Annotated in this window: 14 protein-coding genes; 4 read left to right on the top strand and 10 right to left on the bottom strand. The window is 71.6% G+C overall.

The annotated features are described in order from the left end of the window. Positions 1 to 6: 6 nt before the first annotated feature. From LDL49_RS20470 to LDL49_RS20460, 3 genes are all read right to left on the bottom strand, one after another. Complete coding sequence (locus tag LDL49_RS20470; protein WP_225292703.1) at positions 7 to 267, bottom strand: hypothetical protein; 261 nt, start codon at positions 265 to 267, stop codon at positions 7 to 9. Then, positions 252 to 962, bottom strand: coding sequence for a TetR/AcrR family transcriptional regulator (locus LDL49_RS20465; protein ID WP_225292984.1), 711 nt, complete (start codon positions 960 to 962; stop codon positions 252 to 254). The genes LDL49_RS20470 and LDL49_RS20465 overlap by 16 nt, the downstream gene beginning before the upstream one ends. Before the next feature lie 141 nt (positions 963 to 1,103). Next, complete coding sequence (locus tag LDL49_RS20460) at positions 1,104 to 1,694, bottom strand: TetR/AcrR family transcriptional regulator (protein WP_225292702.1); 591 nt, start codon at positions 1,692 to 1,694, stop codon at positions 1,104 to 1,106. A gap of 94 nt (positions 1,695 to 1,788) precedes the next feature. Between LDL49_RS20460 and LDL49_RS20455 the strand changes: the two genes are divergently transcribed. Beyond that, positions 1,789 to 2,799: an NADP-dependent oxidoreductase gene (locus tag LDL49_RS20455; RefSeq protein ID WP_225292701.1), complete on the top strand. Its 1,011-nt coding sequence runs from the start codon at positions 1,789 to 1,791 to the stop codon at positions 2,797 to 2,799. Positions 2,800 to 2,916: 117 nt separating this feature from the next. On the opposite strand, the gene LDL49_RS20450 is transcribed toward LDL49_RS20455, so the two are convergent. Next, positions 2,917 to 3,795 carry an RNA polymerase sigma-70 factor gene (locus LDL49_RS20450; RefSeq protein WP_225292700.1) on the bottom strand — a complete coding sequence of 293 codons (879 nt, stop codon included), beginning with the start codon at positions 3,793 to 3,795 and terminating at the stop codon, positions 2,917 to 2,919. 257 nt (positions 3,796 to 4,052) lie between these two features. Between LDL49_RS20450 and LDL49_RS20445 the strand changes: the two genes are divergently transcribed. After that, on the top strand, positions 4,053 to 4,538 hold the full coding sequence (locus tag LDL49_RS20445; protein ID WP_225292699.1) for a carboxymuconolactone decarboxylase family protein: 486 nt from the start codon (positions 4,053 to 4,055) through the stop codon (positions 4,536 to 4,538). A 101-nt stretch (positions 4,539 to 4,639) separates the two neighbouring features. Then, positions 4,640 to 5,974, top strand: a complete 1,335-nt coding sequence (locus tag LDL49_RS20440) for an FAD-binding oxidoreductase (protein ID WP_225292698.1) — start codon at positions 4,640 to 4,642, stop codon at positions 5,972 to 5,974. Positions 5,975 to 6,175: 201 nt separating this feature from the next. On the opposite strand, the gene LDL49_RS20435 is transcribed toward LDL49_RS20440, so the two are convergent. Further along, complete coding sequence (locus LDL49_RS20435; protein WP_225292697.1) at positions 6,176 to 7,036, bottom strand: helix-turn-helix transcriptional regulator; 861 nt, start codon at positions 7,034 to 7,036, stop codon at positions 6,176 to 6,178. Positions 7,037 to 7,164: 128 nt separating this feature from the next. Between LDL49_RS20435 and LDL49_RS20430 the strand changes: the two genes are divergently transcribed. Continuing rightward, the gene (locus tag LDL49_RS20430; protein ID WP_225292696.1) at positions 7,165 to 8,160 is read left to right on the top strand and encodes an aldo/keto reductase; all 996 of its coding nucleotides are present in this window, start codon (positions 7,165 to 7,167) and stop codon (positions 8,158 to 8,160) included. 101 nt (positions 8,161 to 8,261) lie between these two features. On the opposite strand, the gene LDL49_RS20425 is transcribed toward LDL49_RS20430, so the two are convergent. The 5 genes from LDL49_RS20425 to LDL49_RS20405 form a co-directional block, all read right to left on the bottom strand. Then, positions 8,262 to 9,644 carry a serine hydrolase domain-containing protein gene (locus tag LDL49_RS20425; protein WP_225292695.1) on the bottom strand — a complete coding sequence of 461 codons (1,383 nt, stop codon included), beginning with the start codon at positions 9,642 to 9,644 and terminating at the stop codon, positions 8,262 to 8,264. Between the two features lie 72 nt (positions 9,645 to 9,716). Then, on the bottom strand, positions 9,717 to 10,775 hold the full coding sequence (locus LDL49_RS20420) for a winged helix DNA-binding domain-containing protein (RefSeq protein WP_225292694.1): 1,059 nt from the start codon (positions 10,773 to 10,775) through the stop codon (positions 9,717 to 9,719). Between the two features lie 39 nt (positions 10,776 to 10,814). Further along, positions 10,815 to 11,615 carry an alpha/beta fold hydrolase gene (locus LDL49_RS20415; protein WP_225292693.1) on the bottom strand — a complete coding sequence of 267 codons (801 nt, stop codon included), beginning with the start codon at positions 11,613 to 11,615 and terminating at the stop codon, positions 10,815 to 10,817. Between the two features lie 79 nt (positions 11,616 to 11,694). After that, the gene (locus LDL49_RS20410; protein WP_225292692.1) at positions 11,695 to 12,930 is read right to left on the bottom strand and encodes an RNA polymerase sigma factor; all 1,236 of its coding nucleotides are present in this window, start codon (positions 12,928 to 12,930) and stop codon (positions 11,695 to 11,697) included. Next, on the bottom strand, positions 12,927 to 13,265 hold the full coding sequence (locus LDL49_RS20405) for a YciI family protein (protein ID WP_225292691.1): 339 nt from the start codon (positions 13,263 to 13,265) through the stop codon (positions 12,927 to 12,929). Before LDL49_RS20405 ends, LDL49_RS20410 begins: the two co-directional genes overlap by 4 nt. Between the last annotated feature and the right edge of the window lie 62 nt (positions 13,266 to 13,327).

Below are 13,327 nucleotides of genomic sequence, written 5' to 3'. Positions count from 1 at the left end.
GCTGTTTCACCGTCCTGGCGGCAGGGCCTTCAACGCCTCGAGGTAGTTCAGCACGGCGGCGCTCTCGTGGGCTTCGACGGTCAGGGCGAGATGGCCGTCGGGACGTACGAGCACCATGGCCTCCCCGGTGATGCCGTAGGCGTCGGCCGCGTGGCCGTTGTCGTCGGTGAGCGTGCCTGCTTCGGCGATCAGGCAGGTACGCAGGGGGCCGGGCCAGGCGTCGCGTACGGCGTCGAGCGGGCTTCGGCTGCTCAGGCCGAATCCCACAGGGGTGAAGTGCGGGCCGCGGAAGATGTCGAAGAGCCGCACGGTGGCCCCCGTGGCGTCGCGGCAGGGGGGCGTCGGGGGCGCGTGAGGCCCAGGCGGCCCAGCAGGGAGCGCAGGATGGCTTCGGTGCGCCACTGCGGCAGCAGCAGTTGCGGGTGCGGCTCGGCCGGGCTGGTCTGCCAGTACGGCGCCGGACGCTGGTCGGTGAAGGCGCCGTCGCGCCCGTAGTGCCGCGCCCGTGCCTGCCCGGTGCCGGCGCCGGCCAGGGCGGTCAGCCGCCGGGGCAGGGCGGGAAGCACGGTCAGCAGGAAGATCGCGTTGACGTAGAACAGCTCGAAGTCGCCATCGGCCCGGAAGACCCCCTCCCGCTGCCCGCGCTCGAACACCTCGCGCAACGGGGCGGGCAGATCCGCCGGCTCGATCGGCGGCCGGATCTCTCCCTCGCCCAGCCCTTCGTGCAGCAGCAGCGGCACCAGCAGGGGGCGCTCGCAGACCAGGTCGAAGAACGCCCGCAACGCGACGCGCGTGGCCTCGACCGGATCCTGGCCGGTCAACCGGTCCAGAACCGGCCGCCACGCCGCTCCCATGTCTCTGCTCTGCTCGTCCAGGACCGCCCGGTAGAGCCCTTCCTTGCTGCCGAAGTGGTCGTAGATCATCCGCTCGTTGACGCCGGCCCGCTCGACGATCTCGCGGATCCGGGTGCCCTTCAGCCGTGGCGGGCGAACACCTCGGCCCTCGCGTCGAGCAGCGCCTGTTTGCTCTTCGCCATCACAAGTAAATGTTCACTGGGATGATCTTGCGGGCGCAAGCGGCTTCCACGTACGTGACGCTTTCGGCTACGGTCCCGAGGGCGGCGTTCTCCCCTCGGCGTCGCCGCTTCCCGCGCCGGTCAGAATCGAGCTCGCGATGACGCCGAACAGGTGGTCGGCGCGTCGCGCGAGCGAGGGTTGATCATTGAGCCACGCGAGAGCCCCGGCCAGCGCGAACAGGTCGGTGCCGTCGATGTCGGTCCGTGCTGTGCCCGCGGCCTGGGCGCGGGTGAGCAGCCGCGTGCCTGCCGCGCGCATCGTGACGCATGAAGCGTGAAGCGCCGACTCGGCGTCCTCCATGGCGGCCACCATCAGCGCCACAACGCCGCGATACTCATGGGTGGTCGCGACGCAGTCGCGTAGCCACGAGACGAGAGCATCCCCGGGCGAGGGCGAGGTTTCGAGCTCGCTCGCCTGTGCCGCCAGCTCGTCGAAGCTCGCGCGGAGCATGGCCTCGAGCAACGCCTCTCGCGTCGGGAAGTGACGGTACAGCGTGCCGAGCCCGACGCCGGCCCTGCGGGCGACGTCGCGCAGCGACGCGTCGGCGCCTTGCTCGGTCACGACCGTACGCGCGACCGAGAGCAGCTGGTCATAGTTCTTCCTGGCGTCGGCTCGCATATGCCTCCTGAGTTGACAAGCGGAGCAGTGCCCCGCATATATTTGGAGCACTGCTCCGAAAACGATATCCCATCTGCGGTGAAAGGCGACAGCTATGCCGACGAACACGATGAAGGCCATCCGGCTGCATGAGCACGGTGGCCCTGAGGTGCTGCGTTACGACGAGGTGCCGATCCCCGAGCCGAAACCGGGTGAGGTGCTCGTTCGCGTTCACGCGGTTGGCATCAATCCCCCCGACTGGTACGTGCGCGAGGGAATGTCCAACGTGCCTCCTGACATGAGGCCGAAGCTGAGCCTGCCCATGATCCCGGGAACGGACGTGTCGGGCGTCGTCGCGGCCGTCGCCGCGGATGTGGACGGCCTCTCCGTCGGCGACGAGGTCTTCGGCCTCCTTCGCTTCCCCAGTTTCGAGGGCAGCGCCTATGCCGAGTACGTCGCCGCGCCCGCCTCGGACCTCGCATGCAAGCCCGCTCGCGTCGATCACGTGCACGCCGCGGGGGCGCCGATGGCGGGGCTCACCGCGTGGCAGTTCCTGATCGAGCTCGGGCACGATCATCCCTCGCCCTTCCAAGCGGCGCGCCATCGCCCGATGGCGCTGAACGCTGAGACGACGGTGCTCATCAACGGCGCCGCGGGTGGCGTGGGACACCTCGCGCTGCAGCTCGCGAAGTGGAGAGGTGCGCGCGTCATCGCGGTGGCATCGGGCGCGCACGAGTCGTTCCTGCGCGAGCTCGGCGCCGACGAGTTCATCGACTACACCAAGAGCCGTCCCGAGGAACTCCTGCACGACCTTGATCTCGTGCTCGATACCGTCGGTGGCCGCGACAGCGGTCGTTTCCTGCGCACGCTCAGGCGCGGCGGCGCGTTGTACCCGGTCTTCCCCGGCGACTTCGATGACGAACAGACCGCGAAGCTGGGCGTCACGGTCTCGGCCACCCAGGTCCGCGCGGACGGTGCGCAGCTCGCCGAACTGGGACGCCTGCTCGACGCGGGCACGGTTCGCGTCGCGATCGACAGCACGTTCCCGCTCGCGGACGCGCGGGCGGCGCACGAACGCGCCGCCCGAGGGCACATCCGAGGCAAGATCGTGCTCACGGTCGCGTAGGAACGAGCCCGTTTCACCGACGCCTCCGGTGCTGCTCGCCGACGGCCATTGAGGCGCGCCCCGCCGGGCCTCGGTGGCCTGCGGCTCCTACGGCCCGTACGGTCCTCGCCCCCTGGCTCAGCGGGTCACCGTGGTCTCCCACTCCATGCGCGACAGCTTCTCGGGATTGCGTACGGCGTAGAGCCCGGTGATGAGACCGTTGCCGATGCGCACCGTCACAACGGTGTCGATTTCGCCGTCGAGCCGGACGATCAGTGCCGGATGGCCGTTGACCTGTGCCGGCTGCAGCGACGCCACGGGGGTGAGGTTACCCAGCACACGGGCCACCTGGTCGGCCCCCACGACGGGCGCCAGCGCGGCCAGCTTGACTCCGCCGCCATCTGCCAGGAGGACGACATCCGGCGCGAGGATGTCGAGCAGCCGCTGCAGATCACCCGTTTCGACCGCCCTCTGGAACGCCTGGAGCGCGGCTCGGGTCTCGGCCGGGGAGACGACGTCGCGTGGCCGGCGCGCGGCGACGTGCCCCCGGGCCCGGTGGGCGATCTGGCGGACCGCGGCCGGGCTCTTGCCGACGGCCTCGGCGATCTCGTCGTAGTCCAGATCGAAGACCTCACGCAGGACGAACACCGCCCGCTCGGTCGGCTGAAGCGTCTCCAGCACCAGCAGCATCGCCGTCGAGACGCTGTCGGCCAGCTCGACGTCCTCGGCCACGTCCGGCGCGGTCAGCAGCGGCTCGGGCAGCCAGGGGCCGACGTAGGACTCCTTGCGCCGGCCGAGCGTCCGCAGCCGTTTCAGCGCCTGCCGTGTGGTGATCCGGACCAGGTAGGCACGCTGATCCCGGACTGTGCCCAGATCGACGCCCGCCCACAGCAGCCACGTCTCCTGAAGGACGTCCTCGGCGTCGGCGGCCGAGCCGAGCATCTCGTAGGCGACCGTGAAGAGCAGGTTGCGGTGGGCGAGGAACGCCTCAGTGGCCGGGTCCACGACGGAGTCCATGCGGCTGCCACCAGCGAGGGGCCCTGCCGTGTCCGTCGGTTTCTCGCTGTGTTCGCTCATCGCTGGTTCCCGCCTGTTCGTTCTCGACCGTGCCGTACATGAGATCCCGCTCCCCACCGCTTTGTGACACCCCCGATCGGTGATGCACGTCACATCGCCGCGCTGTCACACGGATCGGGTGGCCGGGATCTCTTGTTCGCCAGGACGCCGCGCCGACGATCGACGCGGCACGCACCAGCACGAATGAGGACCACATCATGGAACAGCGTATGGACCTGATGGCCAACGAGCTCGGCGCCAAGATCGCCAAGCGGATCTACAACGTCGCCCTGGCCATCCAGCAGTCGCCGCTCCCCCAGACCATCCAGGACCTGGTGATGCTGCGCGCCAGCCAGATCAACGGCTGCGGTTTCTGCGTCGACTACCACACCAAGGACGCCACGGCCGCCGGGGAGAGCGCGGTCCGGCTCCACCTGGTCGCCGCCTGGCGCGAGTCCACCGTGTTCACCGAGGCCGAGCAGGCCGCGCTGGCGCTCACCGAGGAGGGCACCCGGCTCGCCGACACCCACCACGGCGTGTCCGACGACACCTGGGCCAAGGCGCGCAAGCACTACGACGACGACCAGATCGTCGCGCTGGTCTCCCTCATCGCCATGATCAACGCCAACAACCGGCTCAACGTGATCGTGCGCAACCCCGGGGGCTCCTACCAGCCCGGCATGTTCGACGCCATGGCGAACTGACCGGCAGGCCGATCCCCAGCGGCCCGGGATCCCGTCCATCCGGGCCGCCCCACCACCCGGAGCGACCACCACCAGCCCGGCTATTGCGGAAAAGGAATGTCATGCGTCTTGAAACCCTTCGTCGTGACTTCGGCGGCGACATCATCGAACCGGGCGCGGCCGAGTACACCTCGGCCAGCCGCTCGATACTGGCTTCGGGCAGTCCGGCCTGTGTTCTGCGGCCCAAGAGCGTCGAAGACGTCCGAGCAGGTGTCACATTCGCCGCCGGCGCCGGGCTTTCGCTGTCCGTGCGAGGCGGCGGCCACAGCTTCGCGGGCTTCGGCACTCTTGACGACGGCGTCGTGATCGACCTGAGCAGGCTCGCGGACGTCGAGGTCATCGACAAGGAGCGTCACCTCGTACGGATCGGCGGCGGCGCCACCTGGGGCCAGGTCGTGGCCGCCTTGGCCCCGCACGGCCTGGCGATCTCCTCCGGCGACACCAAGGGCGTCGGTGTCGGCGGGCTGACGTTGACCGGTGGCATCGGCTGGAAGGTCAGGAAGTACGGCCTCGCACTGGACAATCTGGTCGCCGCGCAGGTGGTCACGGCCGGCGGGGAGGTCGTACAGGCGAGCGAGGAGGAGAACCCGGAGCTGTTCTGGGCGATGCGCGGTGGCGGCGGCAATTTCGGGATCGTGACCGCCTTCGAGTTCGCGGCCCACCCGACGACGGACGTCTTCTACGGCAGGATCGCCTTCCCGGCCTCGCAGGCGGCCACCGTGCTCCAGGGCTGGGCGGACCACCTCCGTACGGCCCCCGAAGAGCTCACCTCCGTCGTGGAGTTCGCCAATCCCTTCGCGGGCGGGCCCGAAGCGCCGGTCGAGATCCGCGTCGCCTTCGACGGCGATGACCCGGATCTCGCGGCGCAGGCCATCGATCCGCTCCGGCGGCTCGGCACGGTGATCGACGACGATGTCGCGCTGCGGCCCTATGGGGACACGCTCGTGGACGGCGCCACCCCGCCGCCGGGCATCCAGCTGGTCACCCGAAGCGCATTCGTCGAGGAGGCGTCGGTGCCCGAGCTCCTTCGGGTCCTGGTCGAGGTCGGGGCGGCGCAGGGGTCGCCGTTCATCGCCGTGCGCGGCGTCGGCGGTGCGGTGTCCCGCGTCCCCGACGATGCCACCGCCTACGCGCATCGCCGGGCGGAGTTGATGGTCGTGACCACCATCCTGGGGCCGCAGCCGGTCGTCGAGGCCGCGCGTCCTGCTCTGGACGCGATCTGGGCGAGACTCGCACCGCACGTCAACGGCGCCTACGCCAACTTCCTCACCTCCGCCACCGAGGAGGATGTCGCCGCGATCTATCCGCGGCGGACCTACGAGCGGCTCGCGGCGGTCAAGCGTCAGTACGACCCCGGCAATCTGTTCGCCCGCAACCACAACGTCCGGCCTCAGTAGGCCTGGCGAGCAGGCCGAGCCGTCCGAGGCGGCCCGGCCGGCCCGGATGACGTCGCGGTGCTGCCGCCGGCCACGCGGCCGATGCCTCGGCGGCCTCCGGTTCCGGGCCGCCGCGGACCCGCACGTCGGCCACCCCGCGATTCCGCAGCTTGGGGACGGTCACTTCGCCGAATGCCGAGCCGGTGCCGTTGATCGGCCGCTTCACCGTGCGGGCGTGTCCGTTGCCCTCGCGGGGAACTCCTCGATACCGAGGACTCGCAGCAGTTCCAGCCGCTCGCGGGTCTCGGCGTCCGCCGCGGTGAGCACCAGCAGCTGCTGACCCTGGTCGGGAGTGACCAGGGTCTCGCAGTCCATCACCAGGCGGCCCACCCGCGGGTGCAGCATGGTCTTGCGGTCGGCGCGCCGGACCGCCACCTCGTGCTCGGCCCAGAGTCGCCGGAAGTCGGCGCTGGCGGCCCGCAGACGGTCGACGAGCCCGGCGACCGCGGCGTCACCGGACCGGCGACCCACGGCCGCGCGCAGGTCGGCCACGAGCTGACGGGCCTGATACTCCTGCTCCTCGGGCGGGCAAAGGGCGCGCGCGGCGGGCTCGGTGAACCAGCGGTGTACGACATAGCGCCGGTCGCCGGAGAAGCCGGTGTGGTCGCCCATCAGCAGGACGTCCGCCCGGTTCTGGGCGAGGACCTCGCCCAGGTCGGACAGCACCAGGGCCGGGGTGTCGCCGAGCAGGTCGAGCATGCGCATCAGGCCGGCGCGGGCCAGGCGGGCCACCCCGTCGGCGGGCGGGGGCCGGTGGCCGGCCAGGTGGAACAGGTGGTCGCGCTCGTCGTCGGACAAGCGCAACGCCCGGGCCAGCGCGCCGAGCAGCTGGGTCGAGGGCTGACTGCTGCGGCCCTGCTCGAGGCGTACGACATAGTCCACCGACATGCCGGCGAGCATCGCCACCTCTTCCCGGCGCAGGCCGACGGTACGGCGGCGCGGGCCGTCCGCCAGGCCCACCTCGGCCGGGCGGATCGCCTCGCGGCGGCGGCGCAGGAAGTCGGCGAGCTGGTCACGTTGCATGACCCCATGGTCTCTCGCGGCGGGCGAGCCCATCCAGGGAGCGGCTCTCCCACGATGAACGCTCCGCTCCCGCCCGTCCCGGCTCGGGCCCAAGGTTGGAGACGACATCGACAACGAGGGAGTACGTGATGCAGAGACGAACCCTGGGCCGCACCGGACCGGCCGTGTCCGCGCTGGGCCTGGGCGCGATGGGCATGTCGGGCGCGTACGGCACGGCCGACCGCGCGGAGAGCATCGCCACCGTGCACGCCGCGCTGGAGAGCGGCGTCACCCTGATCGACACCGGCGACTTCTACGCCATGGGCCACAACGAGTTGCTGCTGGCCGAGGCGCTGCGCGGCCGGGATCGCGACAGCTACGCGCTGAGCGTCAAGTTCGGCATGCTGCGGGGGCCGGGCCACGAGTTCGGCGGCCAGGACAGCCGTCCCGAGGCGGTGAAGAACTTCCTGGCCTACTCGCTGACCCGGCTGGGCACCGACCACATCGACATCTACCGCCCCGCCCGGCTGGACCCGGCGGTGCCGATCGAGGAGACGGTGGGCGCGATCAAGGAGATGGTCGACGCCGGACACGTGCGCCACATCGGGCTCTCGGAGGTCGACGCGGCGACGATCCGCCGGGCGCACGCCGTGCACCCGATCGCCGACCTGCAGATCGAGTACTCGCTGATCTCCCGCGCGGTGGAGGCGGAGGTGCTGCCCACGCTGCGGGAGCTCGGCATCGGCCTGACCGCCTACGGCGTCCTCGGCCGCGGCCTCATCTCCGGGCACTGGGCCGCCGGCCACACCGCCGGGCCTGGCGACAGCCGCGGCTTCAGCCCGCGCTTCGCCGGCGGGAACGTGGAACACAACCTCGCCCTCGTGGAGGCCCTGCGCCGGGTCGCCGAGACGAAGGGCCGCACCGTCGCCCAGCTGGCCATCGCCTGGGTGGCCGCCCAGGGCGAGGACATCGTGCCGCTGGTCGGCGCGCGCACCCGCGAGCGGCTGGCCGAGGCGCTGCCCGCGATGGATCTGAACCTCACCGCGGACGACCTCGCCGACATCGAGAAGGCGGTGCCGCCGGGCGCCGCCCGTGGCGACCGATACCCGTCCGCGTTCATGTCCCACCTTGGCGTGGGCAACTGACTCCGGCTCTCCGGCGGCCCCCCGCTCCGCTGGAGAGGTCACCCGCCTGCGGGTGGAACGGGTAGCTCGTGGCCGGCAGCAGCGAGGACAGAGGAAGGCCATCATGAGGGTGGCGGCCAGAGGCGCGCGACCACCAGGGCCGTCCCCGCCGCAGCGGCCGTCACCAGCCAGATCATGAACGTCGGGTAGAGATATGCCACCTGGATCCAGGAAATGTCGCTGCCTCGGGCGAGCACCCGGAAGACCGGGACGATGGCCGTACACAGGAGGAGCGGCAACAAGTACGGCAGCAGCCGCCATCGCTGCCAGCCCGTCCGGCGGGCGGCCCAGCGCCGGGAGCGGGCGATGCCGCGCACCGCCAGCGCGACGGTCGCCAGCGTCAGCAGTGTGAACACCAGGTCGGTGGCCAGGAAGGGCGAGGAGGGCGGCTCCGGCTGCCGGCCCTCGATCAGGGCGACCAGGCCGTCCATGAGCGCGGCGCTGTCGGCGAAGGCCATGCCGGTGTTGGCCATGACCGCCACGCCGTAACCGGACTCGGGCATCAGCAGCTGCTGGGCGGTGGAGGTGAACAGGTCGCCGCCGTGGCGTACGACGGGAGTGCCGCCCGCGGTCCGGTCGAGCTCCCAGCCGAGGGCGTAGTCCGGGTTCTGGGCCGAGGGCGTGCGCAGCTCCTTGACGCTCGCGGGAGACAGGATGCCGCCGCTGTTCTGGGCGATCAGCCAGCGGGCCATGTCGCCGGCGCTGCTGAGCACGCCGCCGGAGCCGTTGCCGAAGCCGTGCGGCTCCGGCACGGCGATCGCCTGGCCGAGGAGGTAGAGGTGACCACGGGCGCTGCCCGGCAGGTCCCGATCGGTGTCGATCGTGCTGCTGTGGCGCATGCCGAGGGGCGTGAACACGTGCGTCTTGAGGTAGCCCGGGAACGGCTCGCCGCTCACCACCTCGACCAGCCGGGCGGCGACCTGATAGTTGGTGTTGTGGTAGCTGAAGGCGGTGCCCGGCTTCGAGGCGAGCCGCGCGTCCCTGAGCCGCATCACCGAGCCCTGGAGCGAGTCGGGCTGGGGCAGGCTCTTCTCGTGGAAGGTCGAGTCGGCCATGCCCGACGTCTGGTTGAGCAGCTGGCGCACCGTGATGTCGGCCGCCCGGGGATCGGTCATCCGGAACTCCGGCAGGTAACCGCGGACCGGCTGGTCGAGCTCGACCTGGCCCTTCTCCACCAGTTGCAGGACGGCCAGTGAGGTGAAGGACTTGCTGACCGACGCGAGCGCCATGGGGGTGTCGGCGGTCACCGGCTCGCCTGTCGCGGTCCGGCCGTAGCCCGCGGCGTGGACGACCTGCTTCCCTTTGGTGACCACCACCGCTACGCCCGGCAATCCGGTCGCTTCACGATATTGGGCGATGAACCCGTCGATCGAGGTGGGGGTGGGCGGGGCGGGAAGTGGGGGAAGTACGGCCAGGCAGAGCGCCGCGAGGGTGTTCAGGAGCACGCGTCAACGCTAGGGACAGTGCCCCCTCGGCACATTGCGGGAACCCTCAACAGCTACTACGGAAAACCGCCATCAGATCCCTCTGACCTCGCCGGCCTTGCCCGGTTGGGCGAAGGCGAGCAGCCTGGCCGCCTCCTCCCGGATCTCCTGGGCCTGTCCCGGCGACACCGGCGCGAACATCTCGACGCTGACCACCCGCTTGTCCCGCTTCCACACCCCTCGCACGAAGCCGTCGACGAGGACCGTGCCGAGCACCTGCCCGTTGATGGTGATGACGCGCTTGCGGTGCTCGTCGGAGATGATCCGCGTGCGGTCGGCATGGCCGAGCAGCACGTTGTCGAACGGCGCCAGCAGCCGCACCGGCGCCTCCGCCTCCGGGCCGGGCCGGGGCGCGTCCGGCAGGTCGAACAGCCCCTTGTCCAGCTCGACCAGCCGCGGCCGCAGCCCTTCGACCACCTCGCGCAGCCCGGTCAGCCCCGACCACGCCTGTACGTCGGCCACGGTCGCGGGCCCGAACGCGGCCAGATAGCGCATGACCAGATCCGCCAGCGACGGGGCGGGGTGCAGCTCGCGGCCCAGCCACGACTCGGCCGTCGCGTACGCGGTCTGCCCGGCCTTGCCCCACACCGCCCTGGGCGGCACCTGCACCAGCGGCGCCAGCATGCGCATGATCTGTGCCAGGTCGGCGGCGTTCGTGCCGGGGAAGCGCCCGGCCAGCAGCGTGCCGAGCTTGGCCGCGGTGAGGGGTTCGCCGGTCAGCGCCTCGCGGCCCGCCTCGACGACCGCCGCCAGGTCCAGACCGGCCAGCTGCCGGCCGTACGCGCTGTTCAGGTATTTGGCGAGCTGCGGCTGCGTCAGCGGCCGTAACGTCAGGCAGTCGGCGGCGCTGACCAGGTGGACGGTGCCGCGCATGAGCACGATCCGCACCGCCTCACGCCCGGTCAGCAGCCCCGCCAGCTCCTCGGGCCGGAATCCCTCCAGACGCGACCAGAGCCCGAAGTACGGCGGGAACGGCGCCTGCGCCTGCAGACCGACCAGGTGCTCCACCGCCTGTATCGCCGGCATCGCGTGCCGCTGGAGCAGGAGTTGCCTGGCCAGCGTGGCCCGGTTGAGCTCCCTGGAGGTGATCATTGGGCCACCCTGGCCAGCAGGTCCTTGGACATCAGGCGATCATACGGTGAGATCGCTGAGGAACTCCCGCAGCACCGGGGCGAGCACCTGCGGATCCACGTCGTGCGTCTGGCCCTCCAGCGTGCGGTGCCGCCCTTCCGGAAGCGCGTCGGCCAGGCGCCGCGCCATGTCGCGCATCCATGCCGAGCCGGCGCCGCCGTCGGCCACCAGGACGGGCACGCCCACCTTGGCCGCCAGTTCCACGGGCAACGCGCTGCCCGTGGAGCCGTTGCCCATGACGGCCGCGTCGTAGGCGAGGGTGGGCGCCAGCGCCTCCAGGGCGGGCCACATCGGCGCGCCCCGCATCCCGCCGATCAGCTCCGCCGGCAGCCCCACCGTGGTCATGAACAGCGCGACCGCGTCCCCACGCCGCCCCGCGGCCAGCAGCTCGGTCAGCTCGGCCTCGTAGGCGCGGGCCCGCGCCTGCCGGTCCGCGTCGTCGGGACTGTAGGGCGGCTCGAACAGCGCCAGCCTGGTGATCGCCACCCCCTGGGCGACCGCCCGCAACGCCAGCGCCGCCCCCGAGGACATGCCGTACACCGCCGCGGCCCCGCCGGCCGCGGCGATGACCGCCGCCAGGTCCTCCACCTCGCGCTCGACCTGGTACGGCGCCGTGTCGCCGCTGTCTCCCCGCCCGCGCCGGTCATAGGTGAAGACGGTGAAGTACGGCGCCAGCAGCGCGGCCAGCGGCGCACCCGTCGAGCGGCCGCAGAGCGCGCCGGTCACATAGATGAGGGCCGGGCCGCTGCCCGACCGGTCGTAGGCGATGCGGGTGCCGTCGGCTGAGAACACGGTGTGCATGAGACTCCTTCTTTCCTTCTGCCGAGTCATCTCGCCTCACCGACGAACGGGACGGGCCGGAACCGACACCCGCGGCCCCTCAGCTGACCTCGGCCAGCCGTCCGGCCAGGTAGCGGCGTTCGGAGTCGTTGGCGGCCAGGTCGAGCGCCCGGCGGTAGGCGTCGGCGGCCTCGCCGTCGCGGCCCAGACGCCGCAGCAGGTCGGCGCGCGTGGCCGGCAGCAGGTGGTAGCCGTCCAGCTCGCCCGACTCCGCCAGGCCGTCCACCAGCGCCAGCCCGGCCAGGGGACCTTCGGCCATGCCCACGGCCACCGCCCGGTTCAGGCGTACCACCGGTGAGGGGACCAGCAGCGCCAGCCGGTCGTACAGGGCGACGATCTGCGCCCAGTCGGTGTCGGCGGCCTCGGCCGCGGTGGCGTGGCAGGCCGCGATGGCCGCCTGCACCTGGTACGCGCCGGGACGGCCCTCGAGCAGCGCCCGCTCCAGAATCTCGGCGCCCTCCGCGATCTCGCCGGTGTCCCAACGGCGGCGGTCCTGGTGTTCGAGGGTGATCAGCACACCGGCGGCGTCCACCCGGGTGGCCCGCCGGGCGTCGTGCAGCAGCATCAGCGCCAGCAGCCCGCATATCTCCGGCTCCCCGGGCATCAGCCGCGCCAGGACCCTGGCCAGGCGGATGGCCTCGCCGCACAGGTTGCGCCGCACCAGATCGGCGCCCGCGCTGGCCGAATATCCCTCGTTGAACAGCAGGTACACCACGCCCAGCACGGCCGTCGTGCGCTCGGGCAGCAGGTGGGCGGGCGGCACCCGGTAGGGGATGCCGGCGTTGCGGATCTTCGACTTGGCCCTGACCAGGCGCCTGGACATCGTCTCCTCCGTGACCAGGAACGCCCGCGCGATCTCGGCCGTCGTCAGCCCGGCCAGCGTACGCAGGGTCAGCGCCACCTGCGCCTCCAGAGCGAGCGCGGGATGGCAGCAGGTGAACATCAACCGCAGCCGGTCATCACCCACCCCGCTCTCGTCGCCGCTCCCCTCCCCGTCCGGAGCGTCGAGCAGTTCCAGCTGCCGCAGCTTCTCGGCCCCGACGGCGTCGCGGCGCAGCCGGTCGAGCGCGCGGTTGCGGGCCGTCGTGGTCAGCCACGCGCCCGGCCGCCGCGGCACTCCGTCGCGCGGCCACCGTTCGAGCGCCGCGGCGAAGGCGTCCTGCGCGCACTCCTCGGCCAGGTCCCAGTCGCCGGTCATCCGGATGAGCGTGGCGACGACCTGTCCCCACTCCTGCCGGAACGCGCTCGCGACCGCCGCGGTGACCGGATCCGTCACGGTTGCCAGACCGGCCTGATCTCGATCTGTCCCACGCGCGCCCACGGGTGGGCGGCGGCCAGCTCGATGGCCTCGTCGAGGTCGGCGCAGTCGATCACGCTGAACCCGCCGATCTGGTCCTTGGTCTCGGCGAACGGCCCGTCGGTCAGCAGCACCTCCTCACGGCGTACGCGCAACGTCGTCGCGTCGCTGGCGGGCCGCAGCCCCATCGCACCCCGCAGGATCCCGCGGCGCTCCATGTCCTCGGTCCAGCCGCCGCAGCCGACCATATCCGGATCCTGCCCGGCGACCGTCTCGTCGGACACGTCGCTGCACAACATCAACACGTAACGCACCGATCCTCCTCGCCGGCTGCCCGGGACGACGGATTCCCGCCCGTCTCAGTCTGCCAGGAGCC

The organism is Nonomuraea aurantiaca (assembly GCF_020215705.1).
GTDB lineage: Bacteria > Actinomycetota > Actinomycetes > Streptosporangiales > Streptosporangiaceae > Nonomuraea > Nonomuraea aurantiaca.
The sequence above is the reverse complement of the archived record's forward strand: the minus strand, read 5'-3'. Positions and strand labels throughout refer to the sequence as shown.

What these genes read in the sequence shown, in the direction of transcription:
- LDL49_RS20435 (WP_225292697.1), bottom strand. Translation starts at nt 7,036, where the DNA reads ATGCAACGTGACCAGCTCGCCGACTTCCTGCGCCGCCGCCGCGAGGCG.
- LDL49_RS20445 (WP_225292699.1), top strand. Translation starts at nt 4,053, where the DNA reads ATGGAACAGCGTATGGACCTGATGGCCAACGAGCTCGGCGCCAAGATC.
- LDL49_RS20415 (WP_225292693.1), bottom strand. Translation starts at nt 11,615, where the DNA reads ATGCACACCGTGTTCTCAGCCGACGGCACCCGCATCGCCTACGACCGG.
- LDL49_RS20430 (WP_225292696.1), top strand. Translation starts at nt 7,165, where the DNA reads ATGCAGAGACGAACCCTGGGCCGCACCGGACCGGCCGTGTCCGCGCTG.
- LDL49_RS20455 (WP_225292701.1), top strand. Translation starts at nt 1,789, where the DNA reads ATGCCGACGAACACGATGAAGGCCATCCGGCTGCATGAGCACGGTGGC.
- LDL49_RS20460 (WP_225292702.1), bottom strand. Translation starts at nt 1,694, where the DNA reads ATGCGAGCCGACGCCAGGAAGAACTATGACCAGCTGCTCTCGGTCGCG.
- LDL49_RS20450 (WP_225292700.1), bottom strand. Translation starts at nt 3,795, where the DNA reads ATGGACTCCGTCGTGGACCCGGCCACTGAGGCGTTCCTCGCCCACCGC.
- LDL49_RS20440 (WP_225292698.1), top strand. Translation starts at nt 4,640, where the DNA reads ATGCGTCTTGAAACCCTTCGTCGTGACTTCGGCGGCGACATCATCGAA.
- LDL49_RS20420 (WP_225292694.1), bottom strand. Translation starts at nt 10,775, where the DNA reads ATGATCACCTCCAGGGAGCTCAACCGGGCCACGCTGGCCAGGCAACTC.